At 69.4% G+C, this 12,783-nt stretch carries 14 protein-coding genes; 4 read left to right on the forward strand and 10 right to left on the reverse strand.

The genetic code is table 11. The annotated features are described in order from the left end of the window. Nucleotides 1–81: 81 nt before the first annotated feature. The 3 genes from M4D77_RS02160 (at nt 82) to M4D77_RS02170 (ending at nt 2,178) form a co-directional block, all read left to right on the forward strand. On the forward strand, nt 82–864 hold the full coding sequence (locus M4D77_RS02160; protein ID WP_259935428.1) for a TVP38/TMEM64 family protein: 783 nt from the start codon (nt 82–84) through the stop codon (nt 862–864). 82 nt (nt 865–946) lie between these two features. Then, the gene (locus M4D77_RS02165; protein WP_259935429.1) at nt 947–1,552 is read left to right on the forward strand and encodes a hypothetical protein; all 606 of its coding nucleotides are present in this window, start codon (nt 947–949) and stop codon (nt 1,550–1,552) included. Further along, nucleotides 1,549–2,178: a hypothetical protein gene (locus tag M4D77_RS02170; protein WP_259935430.1), complete on the forward strand. Its 630-nt coding sequence runs from the start codon at nt 1,549–1,551 to the stop codon at nt 2,176–2,178. Before M4D77_RS02165 ends, M4D77_RS02170 begins: the two co-directional genes overlap by 4 nt. Nucleotides 2,179–2,185: 7 nt before the next feature. Here the strand turns inward: M4D77_RS02170 and M4D77_RS02175 are convergent, their stop codons facing one another. The 3 genes from M4D77_RS02175 to M4D77_RS02185 form a co-directional block, all read right to left on the reverse strand. Then, entirely contained in the window at nt 2,186–3,418 is a 1,233-nt protein-coding gene (locus M4D77_RS02175) for an SPFH domain-containing protein (protein WP_259935455.1), read from the reverse strand. Between the two features lie 44 nt (nt 3,419–3,462). Further along, nucleotides 3,463–3,891 (reverse strand): NfeD family protein, encoded by a 429-nt coding sequence (locus M4D77_RS02180; protein ID WP_058250399.1) that lies wholly within the window; start codon nt 3,889–3,891, stop codon nt 3,463–3,465. 81 nt (nt 3,892–3,972) lie between these two features. Beyond that, nucleotides 3,973–4,800, reverse strand: a complete 828-nt coding sequence (locus M4D77_RS02185) for a DUF3097 domain-containing protein (RefSeq protein ID WP_259935431.1) — start codon at nt 4,798–4,800, stop codon at nt 3,973–3,975. Between the two features lie 149 nt (nt 4,801–4,949). Here M4D77_RS02185 and M4D77_RS02190 point away from each other — a divergent pair, with 149 nt between their 5' ends. Continuing rightward, nucleotides 4,950–5,795 (forward strand): serine/threonine protein kinase, encoded by an 846-nt coding sequence (locus M4D77_RS02190; protein WP_259935432.1) that lies wholly within the window; start codon nt 4,950–4,952, stop codon nt 5,793–5,795. A gap of 25 nt (nt 5,796–5,820) precedes the next feature. Here the strand turns inward: M4D77_RS02190 and M4D77_RS02195 are convergent, their stop codons facing one another. The 7 genes from M4D77_RS02195 to M4D77_RS02225 form a co-directional block, all read right to left on the reverse strand. Continuing rightward, a complete protein-coding gene (locus M4D77_RS02195; RefSeq protein WP_311199287.1) occupies nt 5,821–6,345 on the reverse strand; it encodes a hypothetical protein in 525 nt (174 codons plus the stop codon). A 411-nt stretch (nt 6,346–6,756) separates the two neighbouring features. Beyond that, nucleotides 6,757–7,896: a ferrochelatase gene (locus tag M4D77_RS02200; RefSeq protein ID WP_259935434.1), complete on the reverse strand. Its 1,140-nt coding sequence runs from the start codon at nt 7,894–7,896 to the stop codon at nt 6,757–6,759. After that, nucleotides 7,893–8,732, reverse strand: coding sequence for an NADH-dependent enoyl-ACP reductase InhA (inhA, locus tag M4D77_RS02205; RefSeq protein WP_259935435.1), 840 nt, complete (start codon nt 8,730–8,732; stop codon nt 7,893–7,895). Before inhA ends, M4D77_RS02200 begins: the two co-directional genes overlap by 4 nt. An 88-nt stretch (nt 8,733–8,820) precedes the next feature. Next, a complete protein-coding gene (gene fabG1 / locus M4D77_RS02210; RefSeq protein WP_058250394.1) occupies nt 8,821–9,555 on the reverse strand; it encodes a 3-oxoacyl-ACP reductase FabG1 in 735 nt (244 codons plus the stop codon). A gap of 87 nt (nt 9,556–9,642) precedes the next feature. Next, a complete protein-coding gene (locus M4D77_RS02215; RefSeq protein WP_137810557.1) occupies nt 9,643–10,611 on the reverse strand; it encodes a VWA domain-containing protein in 969 nt (322 codons plus the stop codon). A gap of 4 nt (nt 10,612–10,615) precedes the next feature. Next, the gene (locus M4D77_RS02220) at nt 10,616–11,554 is read right to left on the reverse strand and encodes a DUF58 domain-containing protein (protein ID WP_058250392.1); all 939 of its coding nucleotides are present in this window, start codon (nt 11,552–11,554) and stop codon (nt 10,616–10,618) included. Beyond that, complete coding sequence (locus tag M4D77_RS02225) at nt 11,544–12,743, reverse strand: MoxR family ATPase (protein ID WP_259935436.1); 1,200 nt, start codon at nt 12,741–12,743, stop codon at nt 11,544–11,546. The genes M4D77_RS02220 and M4D77_RS02225 overlap by 11 nt, the downstream gene beginning before the upstream one ends. Nucleotides 12,744–12,783: the final 40 nt, after the last annotated feature.

Genomic DNA, 12,783 nt, shown 5'->3' on the forward strand with positions numbered 1-12,783 from the left:
GCTCGGCTCGGCGTCGAGGTTGGCGTGACGTGGCGCACTCGGGGACCCGGTACACCGCTGGGCCCAGCGTAGAGTGTCCGGGTGCCCGATCGATCCACTGTCAGCGAGGATGTCGCCGGCCCGACCGCGGCCGACGCGGAGATCGCGGACGCGGCGAGCGCCGGAGACGGTCACCCGCCGACGTCGGGCCGTTGTCGGGCCGATCGACGGATCCTGCGCCGGGCTCTCGTCGCCGCCGTGCTCCTCGCCGCCGTCCTGGCCGCGTCCTACTTCGTCCCGCTGCCCTCGATCTCGAGCGTCCGCGACTGGGGCGCGGATCTGGGACCGGCCTTCGTGTGGTTGTTCTTCCTCGCCTACGCGGTCGTCACCATCGCCCCGATCCCGCGGTCGACGTTCACGGTCATGTCCGGGATCTTCTTCGGACCGCTGGTCGGTTTCGCGGGGGCGATGATCGCCTCGTCGGTGGCGGCGGTGGCAGCCTTCGTCCTGGTCCGCAGGGTCGGACGCGACCGCGTGCAGCCGTACCTGAAGGCACCGGTGGTCCGTGCCGTCGAGTACCGGCTCGAGCGTCGTGGCTGGTTGGCGGTCGGGTCGCTGCGGTTCATCGCGGCATGCCCGTTCTCGGTGGCGAACTACTGCTCGGCATTGTCCTCGGTGCGTCTCGTGCCGTACGCGATTGCCAGCATCCTCGGTATGGCCCCCGGCACCGCGGCGGTGGTCATGCTGGGCGATTCCCTGACCGGTGACACGCATCCCCTCCAGCTCGCGGTCACCGGTGGCCTCTTTGCGATCGGCATCGCCGGTCTGGTGCTCGACTCCCGCCTGCCTGTCTCGTCGTCGAACGCGACAAGCGCAGCGACTTGATCCCCGAGGATCAAGTCACCCAGCGCGATCCCATCCAGCCAGGGGGCTTGATTCACCGCGATCAAGTGCATAGCCTTGAGTGATGTTCGTACTCACCGTCGACCAACGCGGAAGTCGCCGCGACATCGACCGGGTGGACGCCATCCTCACCGCTCTCGCAACGGTCCAGACCGTACGGGCCTTCGAACGTACCGCGGGCGACGAGATCCAGGGAGTCCTCGCCGATCCGGTGACGGCCGCCCGACTGGCCGTCGAACTCACCGCCGAGGGTCACTGGAGTGTCGGCATCGGCGCCGGACCGGTCGACGAACCTCTCCCCCGGTCCACCCGGGCCGGGCGCGGGCCCGCCTTCGTCCACGCTCGCGACGCCGTCGAGGCCGCCAAGCGGCAGCGCGTCCCCCTCTGTGTCCGCGGCCCGGAGACTCGCTGGTCCCGTCACGCCCAGACGGCCGGCCGTCTCATCGCCGACGTGATCACCGCGCGCAGTGCCGCCGGCCGGGAGGCGGTGGAGCTGATGCGCCGCGGCCTCACCCAGGTCGAGGCCGCCGCCGCACTCGACATCACGCCACAGGCCATGAGTCAACGGCTGCGGACCGCGGCGTGGGATCTGGAATCCGATTCCCTCGGCCTCGTCGCCGACGCGCTCGCCGAGGCCGACCGACACAGCCCGTCCGGAGGATCGGAATGACCACCGCAGCGATCACCCTTCTTCTCCTGACCGCACTGGCGACGCCGACCTGGGTGCTCGCGACGCGGAAGAAGCGCAACCACGCGCCGGTGTCCGTCGTACGCAGACTCGACGTCATCGGAGCCGTCGTCCTGCTGGTCCTGGCCGGGGTGACCGCCGTCCTCGCCGCCGTGGCCGCGCCCGCCAGCGGCTTCCTCGCCTCGGCCGTCCCGGTCGTCGCCGCGCTCGCGGCGGTCACCGGCGGCGGACCCGTGGTCCGGACGGTCCTCGTCGCCGGCGGGGTCGGCCAGCGCACGGGGCCCGGGCCCGATCCGGAGGGGTCGCCGGATGACGGAACCGGGGACGACACCGACACGCCCGACTCCCCGGCGCCCGCCCCGACCGACCCGGCCGAAGCCGGGCCGTTGCGCGGCGGCCGGGTGATCGGTTATCTCGAACGCCTCGCGGTCGTCACCACGTTGATGGCGGGGTGGCCCGAAGGCCTCGCGATCATCCTGGCCGTGAAGAGCCTCGCCCGCTACCCCGAGTTGCGCGCCCCGCATGCGGCCGAGCAGTTCATCATGGGCACCTTCGCCTCGGTGCTGTGGGCGGTCGGCATGGCGGGCGTCGAGCACCTCATCCGCTGAGCCGTACTCAGGTCGTGGGCTCGGCCGGCCCCGGCTCCTCGGGCTGTACGGGCTGGGACCACGCGCCATCGGTGAGCTCGGGCGGCTCGGACCCCACCGGCGACGCATGGCGCGACGCGCGCGCCGCACGAGCGGTGATCTCGGGCGCGACCGGGGTGCGGGCCACCGCCTCCGCCTCGGCGACGGCCTGGGCGACCTTGGGATCGGAGGCCATCGAGAACCAGTCCTCGGTCTCCGAGTCGTCGATCGGCGAGGGCGGCGAGTCGGCCGGCTCGTACCGGAACACGCCATCGTCTCCCTGCACACCGAAGGATTTCGCGAAACCCTGGAGGGCCGAACCGAAGTCGGACGGCACCACCCACACCTTGCTGCCCTCGCCCTTGGCCATCTCGGGCAACTGCTGCAGATACTGGTAGGCCAGGAGTTCCGGGGTCGGCTTGGCCGCCTTGATGGCCGCGAAGGTCTTCTCGATCGCCTTCGCCTCACCCTGGGCGTTGAGGTATGACGCGGCGCGGTCGCCCTGCGCCCGCAGGATGCGCGACTGCCGCTCCGCCTCGGCCGCGAGGATCGCGGCCTGCTTGGCACCCTCGGCGGCGAGGATCTGCGACTGCTTGTTTCCCTCGGCGGTCTTGATCGCCGACTCGCGCTGGCCCTCGGCCGAGAGGATCGTCGCCCGCTTCTCACGGTCGGCCTTCATCTGCTTCTCCATCGACTCCTGGATCGACGGCGGCGGCATGATCGACTTCAGCTCGACGCGCGCGACCCGGAGGCCCCAGCGGCCGGTCGCCTCGTCGAGGACTCCGCGCAGCTGGCCGTTGATGGAATCGCGGGAGGTCAGGGTCTCCTCGAGCGTCATCCCGCCGACCACGTTGCGCAGCGTCGTGATCGTCAGCTGCTCGACGCCGGCGATGTAGTCGTCGATCTCGTACACGGCGGCCCGGGGATTGGTGACCTGGAAGTAGACGACGGTGTCGATGGACAGCGTCAGGTTGTCCTCGGTGATGACCGGCTGGGGCGGGAACGACACCACTCGTTCACGGACGTCGACGCGGGCGCGGATGCGGTCGATGAACGGCAACAGCAGGGTGAGCTGGCCGGAGACGGTGCGGGTGTAGCGGCCCAGTCGCTCGATGACCGCGGCCTCCGCCTGCGGGATGAGCGCGACGGACTTGACCAGCATCACCACCACGAGCAACACGAGCAAAACGATGACGGTCAGGCCGAAGATCTCGTACTCCATGGTCACCTTCCAGCGTTGTCGTTCGGCGGTGTCGCGGCGGCCGCTCAGGCGCGCCACACCACCGCGGTCGCGCCGTCGATCTCCACGACGGTCACGTGGGTTCCGGGTTCGAGCACCTGGGTCGGGTCCATCGTGCGGGCCGACCACACGTCGCCGCCGATCTTGACGCGTCCGTCATGGGCGTCGACCTGTTCGGTCACCACCGCCGGCCGGCCCTCGAGCGCCTCGGTGTTCATCAGGACCGCCGGACGGTTCAGCATGTGCTTACGGGCGATCGGACGGACCGCAACCAGCAGCAGCACCGAGACGAGCGCGAAGACCAGACCCTCGACCCACAGCGGCGTCTCGAACGCGAAATCGACACCGGCGGCCGCGAATGCGCCCCCGGCGAGCATGAGCAGGACGAGTTCGCCACCGAACATCTCCGCGACCACCAGGACGATCGCGGCCGCCAACCACAGCAGGGCGCTCATGGGTCCAGTCTGCCAGAGATGTCCGAACCGCCTTCGGCGCTCACGACGCGGGTGGGCCCCGGTGGGCTCAGGCCGTGTGCGTCACCTGGGCTCTTCGGCCGCGGTCACGAAGTCGATGAGTTCTTCCACCGACCGCAGCAGATCGACCTCGAGATCCCGGAAACTGCTCACCCCGCCCAGCACCCGGCGCCAGCCGTCACGAGGGTCCCCCCAGCCGAGCTCGGCACACACCCCGGTCTTCCAGTCGGTGCCCCGCGGGATGTGCGGCCACGCCGCGATCTTCACCGACGCCGGCTTCACCGCCTCCCAGACGTCGATGTAGGGATGCCCGCACACGAGGACGTGCTCCCCGACCTCGGCCGTGAGGTGTGCCTCCTTGGATCCGGCCACCAGATGGTCGACGAGGACACCGGCCCGGCGATGCGGTGCCGGCTGGAATTCGTCGAGTGCCGCCTCGAGGTTGTCGAGGCCGTCGAGGCTGACGACGACCACGCCCTCCGCGCGGAGGTCGTCACCCCACACGCGCTCGAGGAGTGTCGCGTCGTGCACGCCCTCGACGAAGAGCCGGCTGGCGCGCGCGGTCCGCGCGCGGGCGCGAGGGGCGGCTCGCGATCCCGACGCCGTCATGGCCGGCTGCTGCGGACCTCTGGTGCGCGGCCGAACGAGCGTCACCGGCCGACCGTCGATGAGGAACGCGCCGGGGTGCATCAGGAACACCCGCGTCTGACCTCGCCGGTCCTCCAGCCGGACGATATCGCCGGCGTAGCTCTTCTCGAGCCCGACGACCGCACCGCAGAAGCCGGTGGCGGCGTCCTCGACGACCAGATCGCGCTCCGCGGCGACCTCCGCGGGACGCGGCTTCGCCCGACGGGGCTGGGAGAGCACATCGCGTCCGTAGCGGTCATCCATCGCACACCACCATCTCTCGATCGGTCATCTCGTGATCACGCCGCCGCGATGGACAGGTCGGGCGGCGCACACACCGTATGCCCCGCGGGCCCGCCCGCGGGGTTGCCACGCCCGGCTCTCACCGGCCTCGCCGGTATCCTGGCTTCTTGATGAAACGCAGCCGCCTGCTCTCCGCCACCGTCGCGTGGCCGACGTGCGCCCTCGGCGCGTGGTCGGCCGCCTGGCTCACCGGCCGGTGCTCCCCCGACGACGTGATCGAAGCCCTGGCGGAATCCGCCGACCGGCACCTCCCGCACTGGCCCGGCGGCGGTGTCGAACAGGCTTCGCCCGAAACGGGTTCGGCGAACGGTGTGCTCGATCTACTCGCGCTCCTGCGACCCGCTCGACGCCTCGTCGTCCGCCTGCCCTCCACGGGTGATCCGCAGGGACTCCCACCGCATGTCGCGACGTCGGCCGCACTCGGCGCGGGCGAGGTGCTGCTCGTCGACGACGCGGCGGGCGCCGGCACGCTCGCGCTCGTACCGGAGTTCGCCGCCGACACCGCCGATCCACCGTTCGTCACGTGCACGTGGTCGGCCTACCGCTACGACGCGACCCTCGACCTCGGTCATCTCGTAACCGCGGGACCCAGCGCCGGTGATCTGGAATACGAGCTGCGGCAAGCAGTTCGAGAGGCGACCACGATCATCGGCGGGCTCGGCGGACGCCGGTCGGCCGACGCGAGCGACCTCCGTGCGCAACTCGCGGCGCTCACCTCGAGGCATCGGGTCGCCCTGCCCCCACATCTCCTCGACGCGCGCTCCACCCGCCTGATCGACACGGCGGCACAGGTCGAGGCGATCGTCGACCTCGCCGGAGCGCGCAACGTGGAGATCGGAGACAGTGCCGGACAATGGGATTCCGGCGACGCGACGCTCCGGGGACTCCAGGCGCTGACGCGGACCGCACGGGCGGCGGCGGTCAATCACACGATCCTCGAGCTGCTGCGACGCTAGGACCCGGGCCGCCACCGCCGGAAGGTCACTCCCGGAGCCGCGGCGGACGGTCGGACACGACGCCGTACAGATCGAGTCCGTTCCGCTGTTCGGTGGCGAACACCGTCGCCCCCCATTCGTGGACGAACCAGTCCCGCAGCCGAGCGGAGCCGGTCCAGGCGTAGTACGGCCGGGCCGCAGAGACACAGAACCGTTCCACTTCGCGCATCATGCGAACGAGAGCGTCGCCACCACGAGCTTCGGGAACAATCGCCGCGATCCGCACATCGACGGCATCCGATGCCGGGGAGGGCAATTGTGGGCTGGTGAGGAACTCGATCAGCCGTTCGCGGAGTCCGGGAATGGCCGCGACCCGGACGAAATCAGCCGGGCCGAGCGGCGGTTCGCCGTCGGGCGACAATTCGACATCGTGGGGATGCCAGAGCAGAATTCCGACGAGATGCTCGTTCTGGAAGGAACCCAATACGCAGCCGGCTTTGAGATAAGGCCGCACCAAGATCTCGGCCAACCATTCCCGCAGCGTGAGATCCGGGAGGTGGTCACCCAACACCCATCGATACAACGGAATGTCCTCGACCGCGCGTGCGAGTAGCTGCGTGGCAGGTCGGAGATCAACTGGGATGAGTAGTCGTTCTGCGGTCAACACTGTTGATACATGCGCAAAAGGAGAGATCACGCCGCTGTGGGCTACGTCGTCAACGCAGCCCACAGCGGAAACGGATGTCAGTTGACGGGCTCGCTGCTACCGTCCGCGGAGCCGGTCGAAAGTGTCTCCAGAATCGGTCCGAGGAAATCGATCTCGAGCCTCAGTGGTCCTTCTGCCATGGGAATTCCTCTCTCACGTTCGCACCCCGATTCAGATGCGCGTACCACGAGAGTTTCATTTCGATTGAGGCGTAGATCACATTATGGATCGTTCCTATATCAAATCCTTATGAAGGCACACAAAGCCAGCGAAGGTCTACGCACGGTCAGATGGCCTCGCCGCAGATCTAGGCCGCGCCGCGGGCACACAGCACCGGTCTCGACAAGTGCTGCCGTTGTCTCCGCATCCCATCGCCGACAGGTCGCCGAAGCCCCCGGCGTAGGCCTCCACGAATTCGCCGATCATCGAGATGAACCGCGGATCGGGACCCACGGTGTCGGCGCGGACATAGTCCATGCCGAGGCGCTCGGCGACCTCCGCGGCCTCGTTGTCGAGATCCCAGATCACCTCGAGATGGTCGGAGATGAATCCGACCGGGTAGACGACCACCCGTCGAACACCCTCCGCGGCAAGGATCTCCAGATGGTCACAGATGTCCGGCTCCAGCCACGGGATCTGCGGTGGACCCGACCGTGACTGCCAGACCTGATCGAAGTCGGCGACGCCGAGCTCGTCGGCGACCGCCTGCGACGCCGCCAGCACCTGGCGCGAGTACAGCTTCCCGCCGTCGGCCGCCGGACCCGACGCCTCATCGGCCGAGGTCGGGACCGAATGGGCGGTGAACACCAGCCGTGGCGGCTCCTCGCCGGGCCCGAGTGCGTCCAGAGCGCGGCTCACCGCGTCGGCCCCGGCCGCGACGAACGCCGGATGCGACCAGTACTGCGGGAGCTTGCGGAGCACCACCGCACCGTCGGGTTCGCGGCTCGTCGGTTCACGGTCGGCAAGCGCCGTCACCGCCCGGTCGATGTCCTCGTGATACTGCCGGCACCCCGAGTAGCCGCCCCACGCCGAGGTCGGGAACACGAGGATCCGGCGATGACCGGCGCGGTACATCTCGGCCAGGGTGTCCTCGACCATCGGGTGCCAGTTGCGGTTGCCGAAATACACCGGGAGGTCGACACCACGTCGGTCGAGCTCGGCACGCAGGGCATCGATCATCTCGAGGTTGAGCCGGTTGATCGGTGAGACGCCGCCGTAGTGCAGGTAGTGCTCGGCCACCGACTCGAGCCGTTCGCGCGGGATCCCCCGGCCGCGAGTGACGTTCTCCAGGAACGGCATCACGTCCTCGGGCCCGTCCGGTCCGCCGAACGACAGGAACAGGACGGCATCGAACGGAGCGGGATCGAACGGAGCGGGATCCACGGGCGCGGTGTCCCCCGGTGCTGGCGAACTCATGAGCCGGTGGTCATGCCCTCCGGGAACCAGGTGTTGTGGCTGGCGCCACCGTCGACGTAGACGATGGAACCGGTGGTCGCCGGCAGCCAGTCACTGAGGAGGGCACACACCGACTTCGCGACGACGGTGGGATCGTCGACGTCCCAGCCGATCGGGGACGCGCCGTCCCAGTACTCGTTGAGCATGTTGAGCTGCTTGGCGTCATCGGTCGCGGTACCCGCGATCGCCTTCGCGGCCAGGGTCTTGATCGGGCCGGCGGCCACCAGGTTCGACCGGATGTTCTTCGCGTTGCCCACTTCGCGCGCCACGTACCGGTTCACCGACTCGAGCGCGGCCTTCGCCACACCCATCCAGTTGTAGTACGGCATCGCGGTGCGGGGATCGAAGTCCATGCCCACGATGGAGCCGCCCTCGTTCATGGCGGGGAGCACGGCGCGGGCGAGCGAGGCGTAGCTCCACGCCGAGATCTCGAAGGCCTTGGCGGCGTCGGGGCCCGGCCCCTCCAGGAACGGCTTGGCTTCCGGACCCATCAGGGTGCGCGGTGCGAAAGCGATCGAGTGCATCACGCCGTCGATGCCCTGCGGCGCCAGCTCGGCGAGCTTCCCGGCGAGCGCGCCGAGATCGTCCTCGTTGGTGACGTCGAGCCCGATGGCATGCGGCACCTCCTTCGGCAACCGCTTGGCGATCCGGTCGATCAACCGGAGCCGTTCCGGGATGCCGGTGATGAGGACCGTGGCGCCCTGCTCCTGCGCCATGGCGGCGGCGTGGAAGGCGATCGACGCATCGGTGATGATGCCCGTGATGAGGACGGTCTTCCCGTCCAGGATTCCGCTCACGAAGATGTGCTCCTGAGTTCGACGTTGATTGACGTGCCTTACGACCGCGCTGTGCGGGTCAGTAGCCGTGCGACCGCGCTCGGCAGTTTCAGTGCCCCATGCCCATTCCGCCGTCGACGGGCAGGACCGCACCGGAGATGTAACCGCCCTCGTCGGAGGCGAGGAAGCTGATGGCCGCCGCGACGTCCTCGGGCTTGCCGGTTCGGCCGAGCGGGATCGCCTGCTTGGCCATGTCGATGTAGCGGTCCTCCATCGACGCGGTCATGTCCGTCTCGATGAACCCGGGCGCCACGACGTTCGCGGTGATGTTGCGCGAGCCGATCTCACGCGCGATCGAGCGCGCCATCCCGATCAGGCCCGCCTTCGAGGCCGCGTAGTTCACCTGGCCGGGGATGCCGGACATCGCGACCACCGAGCCGAGGAAGATCATCCGGCCCCACTTGGCGCGCTGCATCCCCTTGGTGGCGCGTTTGGCGCATCGGAACGCGCCGGTGAGGTTCGCGTCGAGGACCTTCTCGAAGGATTCCTCGGACAGTCGCATAAGGAGCATGTTCTCGGTGATCCCCGCGTTGGCGACGAGGATCTCGACGGGACCCTGATGCGCCTCGACCTCGGCGAAGGCGCGGTCGACCGACTCCGAGTCGGTGACATCGCACTTGACGCCGAACAGTCCGTCCGGGGCTCCGGAACCGCGGTGCGTCACCGCCACCCGGTGACCGTCGGCTGCCAGTCGCTGGGCCACGGCCAGGCCGATTCCGCGGTTGCCGCCGGTCACCAGGACCGAGCGGGAGGGATTCTGCGCTTCGTTGCTAGCTGCCGTCATGGGTGTTCAACTTATCCGTTCTCGTTGCGGGGGTGACACGCGGTCGGTGGGCGGGGCGCACGGCGGCACACCCCGGACACGTCCGCGTCAGGGCAGCCGGCGGTTGATGGCCAGCGCGGCGAACGCCGACACCAGCGCGAACAACGTACCGGCGATCAGCCACGGCTTCGAATTGTCCCCTCGACGGGTCTCGTAACCGATCTCGTCCTGGAGCTGCTCGTAGACCTTGTTCAACTCGTCGAGGCTGGCCGCGGTGAAGAAGTCGCCACCGGACAGGTTGGCGATCTTGCGCAGCGAGTCGTCGTCGACCGGCACCGGCACCCGGTCGCCCTCGAGTTCGACGGTGCCGGTCCGGGTACCGAAGGAGATCGTGGAGACCGGGATCTTCTCCTCCTTGGCCTTCCGGGCCGCGGTGAAGGCACCCCGCGGGTCGTCGGGGTCGTCCGGGACGGTCTCCTTACCATCGGAGAGCAGTACGATCCGCGCAGGTGGTGCGCCCTCGGTCCCGCCGAGCACCGCGTTCAACGTGCTGATCTGCTGCAGGGCCGCGAAGATGCCCTCCCCGGTTGCCGTCTTGTCGTCGAGCCGCAGTTTGTCCACCGCGACCTTGGTGGCGTTGTGATCCGGCGTCGGCGACACGAGGCTGGCGGCGGTACCGGCGAAGGAGATCAGTCCGAGGTTGATGCCCTCGGTCAGCTCGTCGGCGAACTTCTTCGCCGCCTCCTGCGCCGCGCGGATCCGCGACGGCGACACGTCGGTGGCGTTCATCGACCGCGACACGTCCATCACCAGGACGACGGTCGCCTTGTTGCGCGGCACCTTGCGATCGGCCTGCGGCCCGGACAGCGCGACCGTCAACAGGATCAGCGAGACGATCAGCAGTGCGATCGGCAGGTGCCGCAGACGACTACGGTCCGCGGGCGCGACCGACTTCAGCAGGTCCAGGTTCGCGAAGGTCAGCGCACGCTGCCGCCGCCGGCGCAGCATGTAGACGTACGCGGCGCCGAGCAGCGCCACGACCAGGAGCAGGAGCAACCACCAGGGACTGGACAGCATCGACCTACCCCACCCCCGCCGCGAGGCCGCGGCGGCGTTGCGCGACGAACTTGACGGTGTCGGCGATCCACTCCCGATCCGTGCGCAACGTCAGGATCGCGCCGCCACAGCTGCGCAGGGTGCGGTGGACCCGCTGCTGGTGTGCGCGCGCCGCGGCCGCGAAGTCGCGCCGGAGGTCGTCGGTGATCGTCACGTCGTGGATCTCCCCGGACTCCGCGTCGGCCAGGGTGACCTCCCCGATCGCCGGGAGGTCGAGATCGCGGGGGTCGAGGACCTCGACCGCGAGGAGTTCGTGGTGTGCGCCGATGGCGCGCAGCGAGCGCTCCCAGTCGATGGGGCCGAGGAAGTCGCTGATGACGACGGCGAGGCCGCGACGGCGCTGGGGCCGTCGGAGCGCCTCGATCCCCGCCTTCAGGTCACCCCGGACGCCGGGCGAGCTGCGTCGCGTGGTGGCGATGGTCTTGAGGAGGTTCTGGGCGTGCGCGCGCCCGGCACGGGCCGGTACCCGCACCACGTCGTCACCGGTCACCACCAGCGCGCCGTGCCGGTTGCCACCGCCGGTCGTGAGGTGGACCAGAGCCGCGGCCGCGGCGACGGCCAGGTCGCGCTTGGTGCAGTCGACGGTGCCGAAGTCGAGGCTGGCCGAGGCGTCGACGACGAGCCAGGTCTCGAGTTCCCGGTCGGCGATCATCTGCCGGACATGCGGCTGGGTCGTGCGTGCGGTGACCGACCACTCCATCCGCCGGACGTCGTCGCCCGGCTGATAGGCCCGCGCCTCCCCTGGTTCCGAACCCGGCCCGGGGATCAGACCCAAGTGCTCGCCCTGGAGCACGCCGTCGAGTTTGCGCCGCACGGTGAGCTCGAGCATCTTCAGCGCCGCCGTCAGCTGCGCCTCGTCGAGCAGCCCGGCGCCGAGACGCGGTAGGTCCCGATTAGCCGCCATACTGAGGTGAATTCCGGTTCGCCGGGGCCGAATTCGGGTCCATCGGACCGGCGGACTGCGGGACCTGCTGTCCCGCATACCCATTCGGCCCGTGTCCGGGATTGGGCGCCTGCTGCTGTCCGGCCGGGTACTGCCCCTGCGGCACCGGCTGCGCGCCGACCTGCGGCAGTCCGACGGTCTGCAGGACGCGGGCGATGACCTGGTCGGCATCGATCTCGTCGGCCAGTGCGTCGTAGGACAGCACGAGGCGGTGCCGCAGCACGTCGGGCATGATCTCGACGACGTCCTGCGGGATCACGTAGTCGCGTCCGCGGACCAGCGCCAGGGCGCGGGCCGCGGCCACGATGCCCAGCGTCGCACGAGGCGACGCGCCGTAGGACAGCCACGACGCGACGTCGTTCAGGCCCAGCTCGGCCGGCCGGCGGGTGGCGTTGATGACCCGGACGACGTAGTCGACGAGCGCGTGGTGGACGAAGACGTTCGCCGCGGTCCGCTGCAGGCGCAGCATCGCGGCGGGGTCGAGGACCTGGGAGGCGGTCGGCGGGACGTTGCCCATCCGATAGACGATCTCGCGCTCCTCCTCCACCGACGGGTAGTCGACGAGGACCTTGAACAGGAAGCGGTCCCGCTGCGCCTCGGGCAGCGGGTAGACACCCTCGTTCTCGATCGGGTTCTGCGTCGCCATGACCAGGAACGGATCCGGCATCGAGTACGTCTTGCCGCCGAGCGAGACGTGCCGCTCGGCCATCACCTCGAGCAGTGCCGACTGCACCTTCGCGGGTGCGCGGTTGATCTCGTCGGCGAGCAGGAAGTTCGCGACCACCGGGCCGAGCTCGGTGTCGAACTCCTCGCGGCCCTGACGGTAGATACGCGTACCGATCAGGTCGGTGGGCACGAGGTCAGGGGTGAACTGCACTCGCGAGAACGACCCGCCGACGACGCGGGCGAACGTCTCGACAGCGAGCGTCTTCGCGACACCCGGCACGCCCTCGAGCAAGATGTGTCCGCGCGCGAGGAGACCGACGAGAATGCGCTCGACGAGCTGATCCTGGCCGACGATGACGCGCTTGACCTCGTAGATGGCCCGCTCGAGCAGGGCGACGTCGGCGTCGCTCAGCACCGAGCCGTCCGCTCCTGCCGCCGCGGGATCCCCCGTGGCCGCCTTGCCGAGGGAGTGCGATTCGGTCAACCCGTGCTCCTGTTCCTCTGAACTGCTGTTCCGTCGAACC

This window comes from Gordonia sp. p3-SID1431, assembly GCF_025143765.1.
Classification (GTDB): Bacteria; Actinomycetota; Actinomycetes; order Mycobacteriales; family Mycobacteriaceae; genus Gordonia; species Gordonia hongkongensis.

Coding starts and splice junctions, on each gene's coding strand:
- fabG1 (WP_058250394.1), bottom strand. CDS start 9,555: ATGACGGCAGCTAGCAACGAAGCGCAGAATCCCTCCCGCTCGGTCCTG.
- M4D77_RS02165 (WP_259935429.1), top strand. CDS start 947: ATGTTCGTACTCACCGTCGACCAACGCGGAAGTCGCCGCGACATCGAC.
- M4D77_RS02200 (WP_259935434.1), bottom strand. CDS start 7,896: ATGAGTTCGCCAGCACCGGGGGACACCGCGCCCGTGGATCCCGCTCCG.
- M4D77_RS02170 (WP_259935430.1), top strand. CDS start 1,549: ATGACCACCGCAGCGATCACCCTTCTTCTCCTGACCGCACTGGCGACG.
- M4D77_RS02215 (WP_137810557.1), bottom strand. CDS start 10,611: ATGCTGTCCAGTCCCTGGTGGTTGCTCCTGCTCCTGGTCGTGGCGCTG.
- M4D77_RS02220 (WP_058250392.1), bottom strand. CDS start 11,554: ATGGCGGCTAATCGGGACCTACCGCGTCTCGGCGCCGGGCTGCTCGAC.
- M4D77_RS02175 (WP_259935455.1), bottom strand. CDS start 3,418: ATGGAGTACGAGATCTTCGGCCTGACCGTCATCGTTTTGCTCGTGTTG.
- M4D77_RS02180 (WP_058250399.1), bottom strand. CDS start 3,891: ATGAGCGCCCTGCTGTGGTTGGCGGCCGCGATCGTCCTGGTGGTCGCG.
- M4D77_RS02190 (WP_259935432.1), top strand. CDS start 4,950: ATGAAACGCAGCCGCCTGCTCTCCGCCACCGTCGCGTGGCCGACGTGC.
- M4D77_RS02185 (WP_259935431.1), bottom strand. CDS start 4,800: ATGGATGACCGCTACGGACGCGATGTGCTCTCCCAGCCCCGTCGGGCG.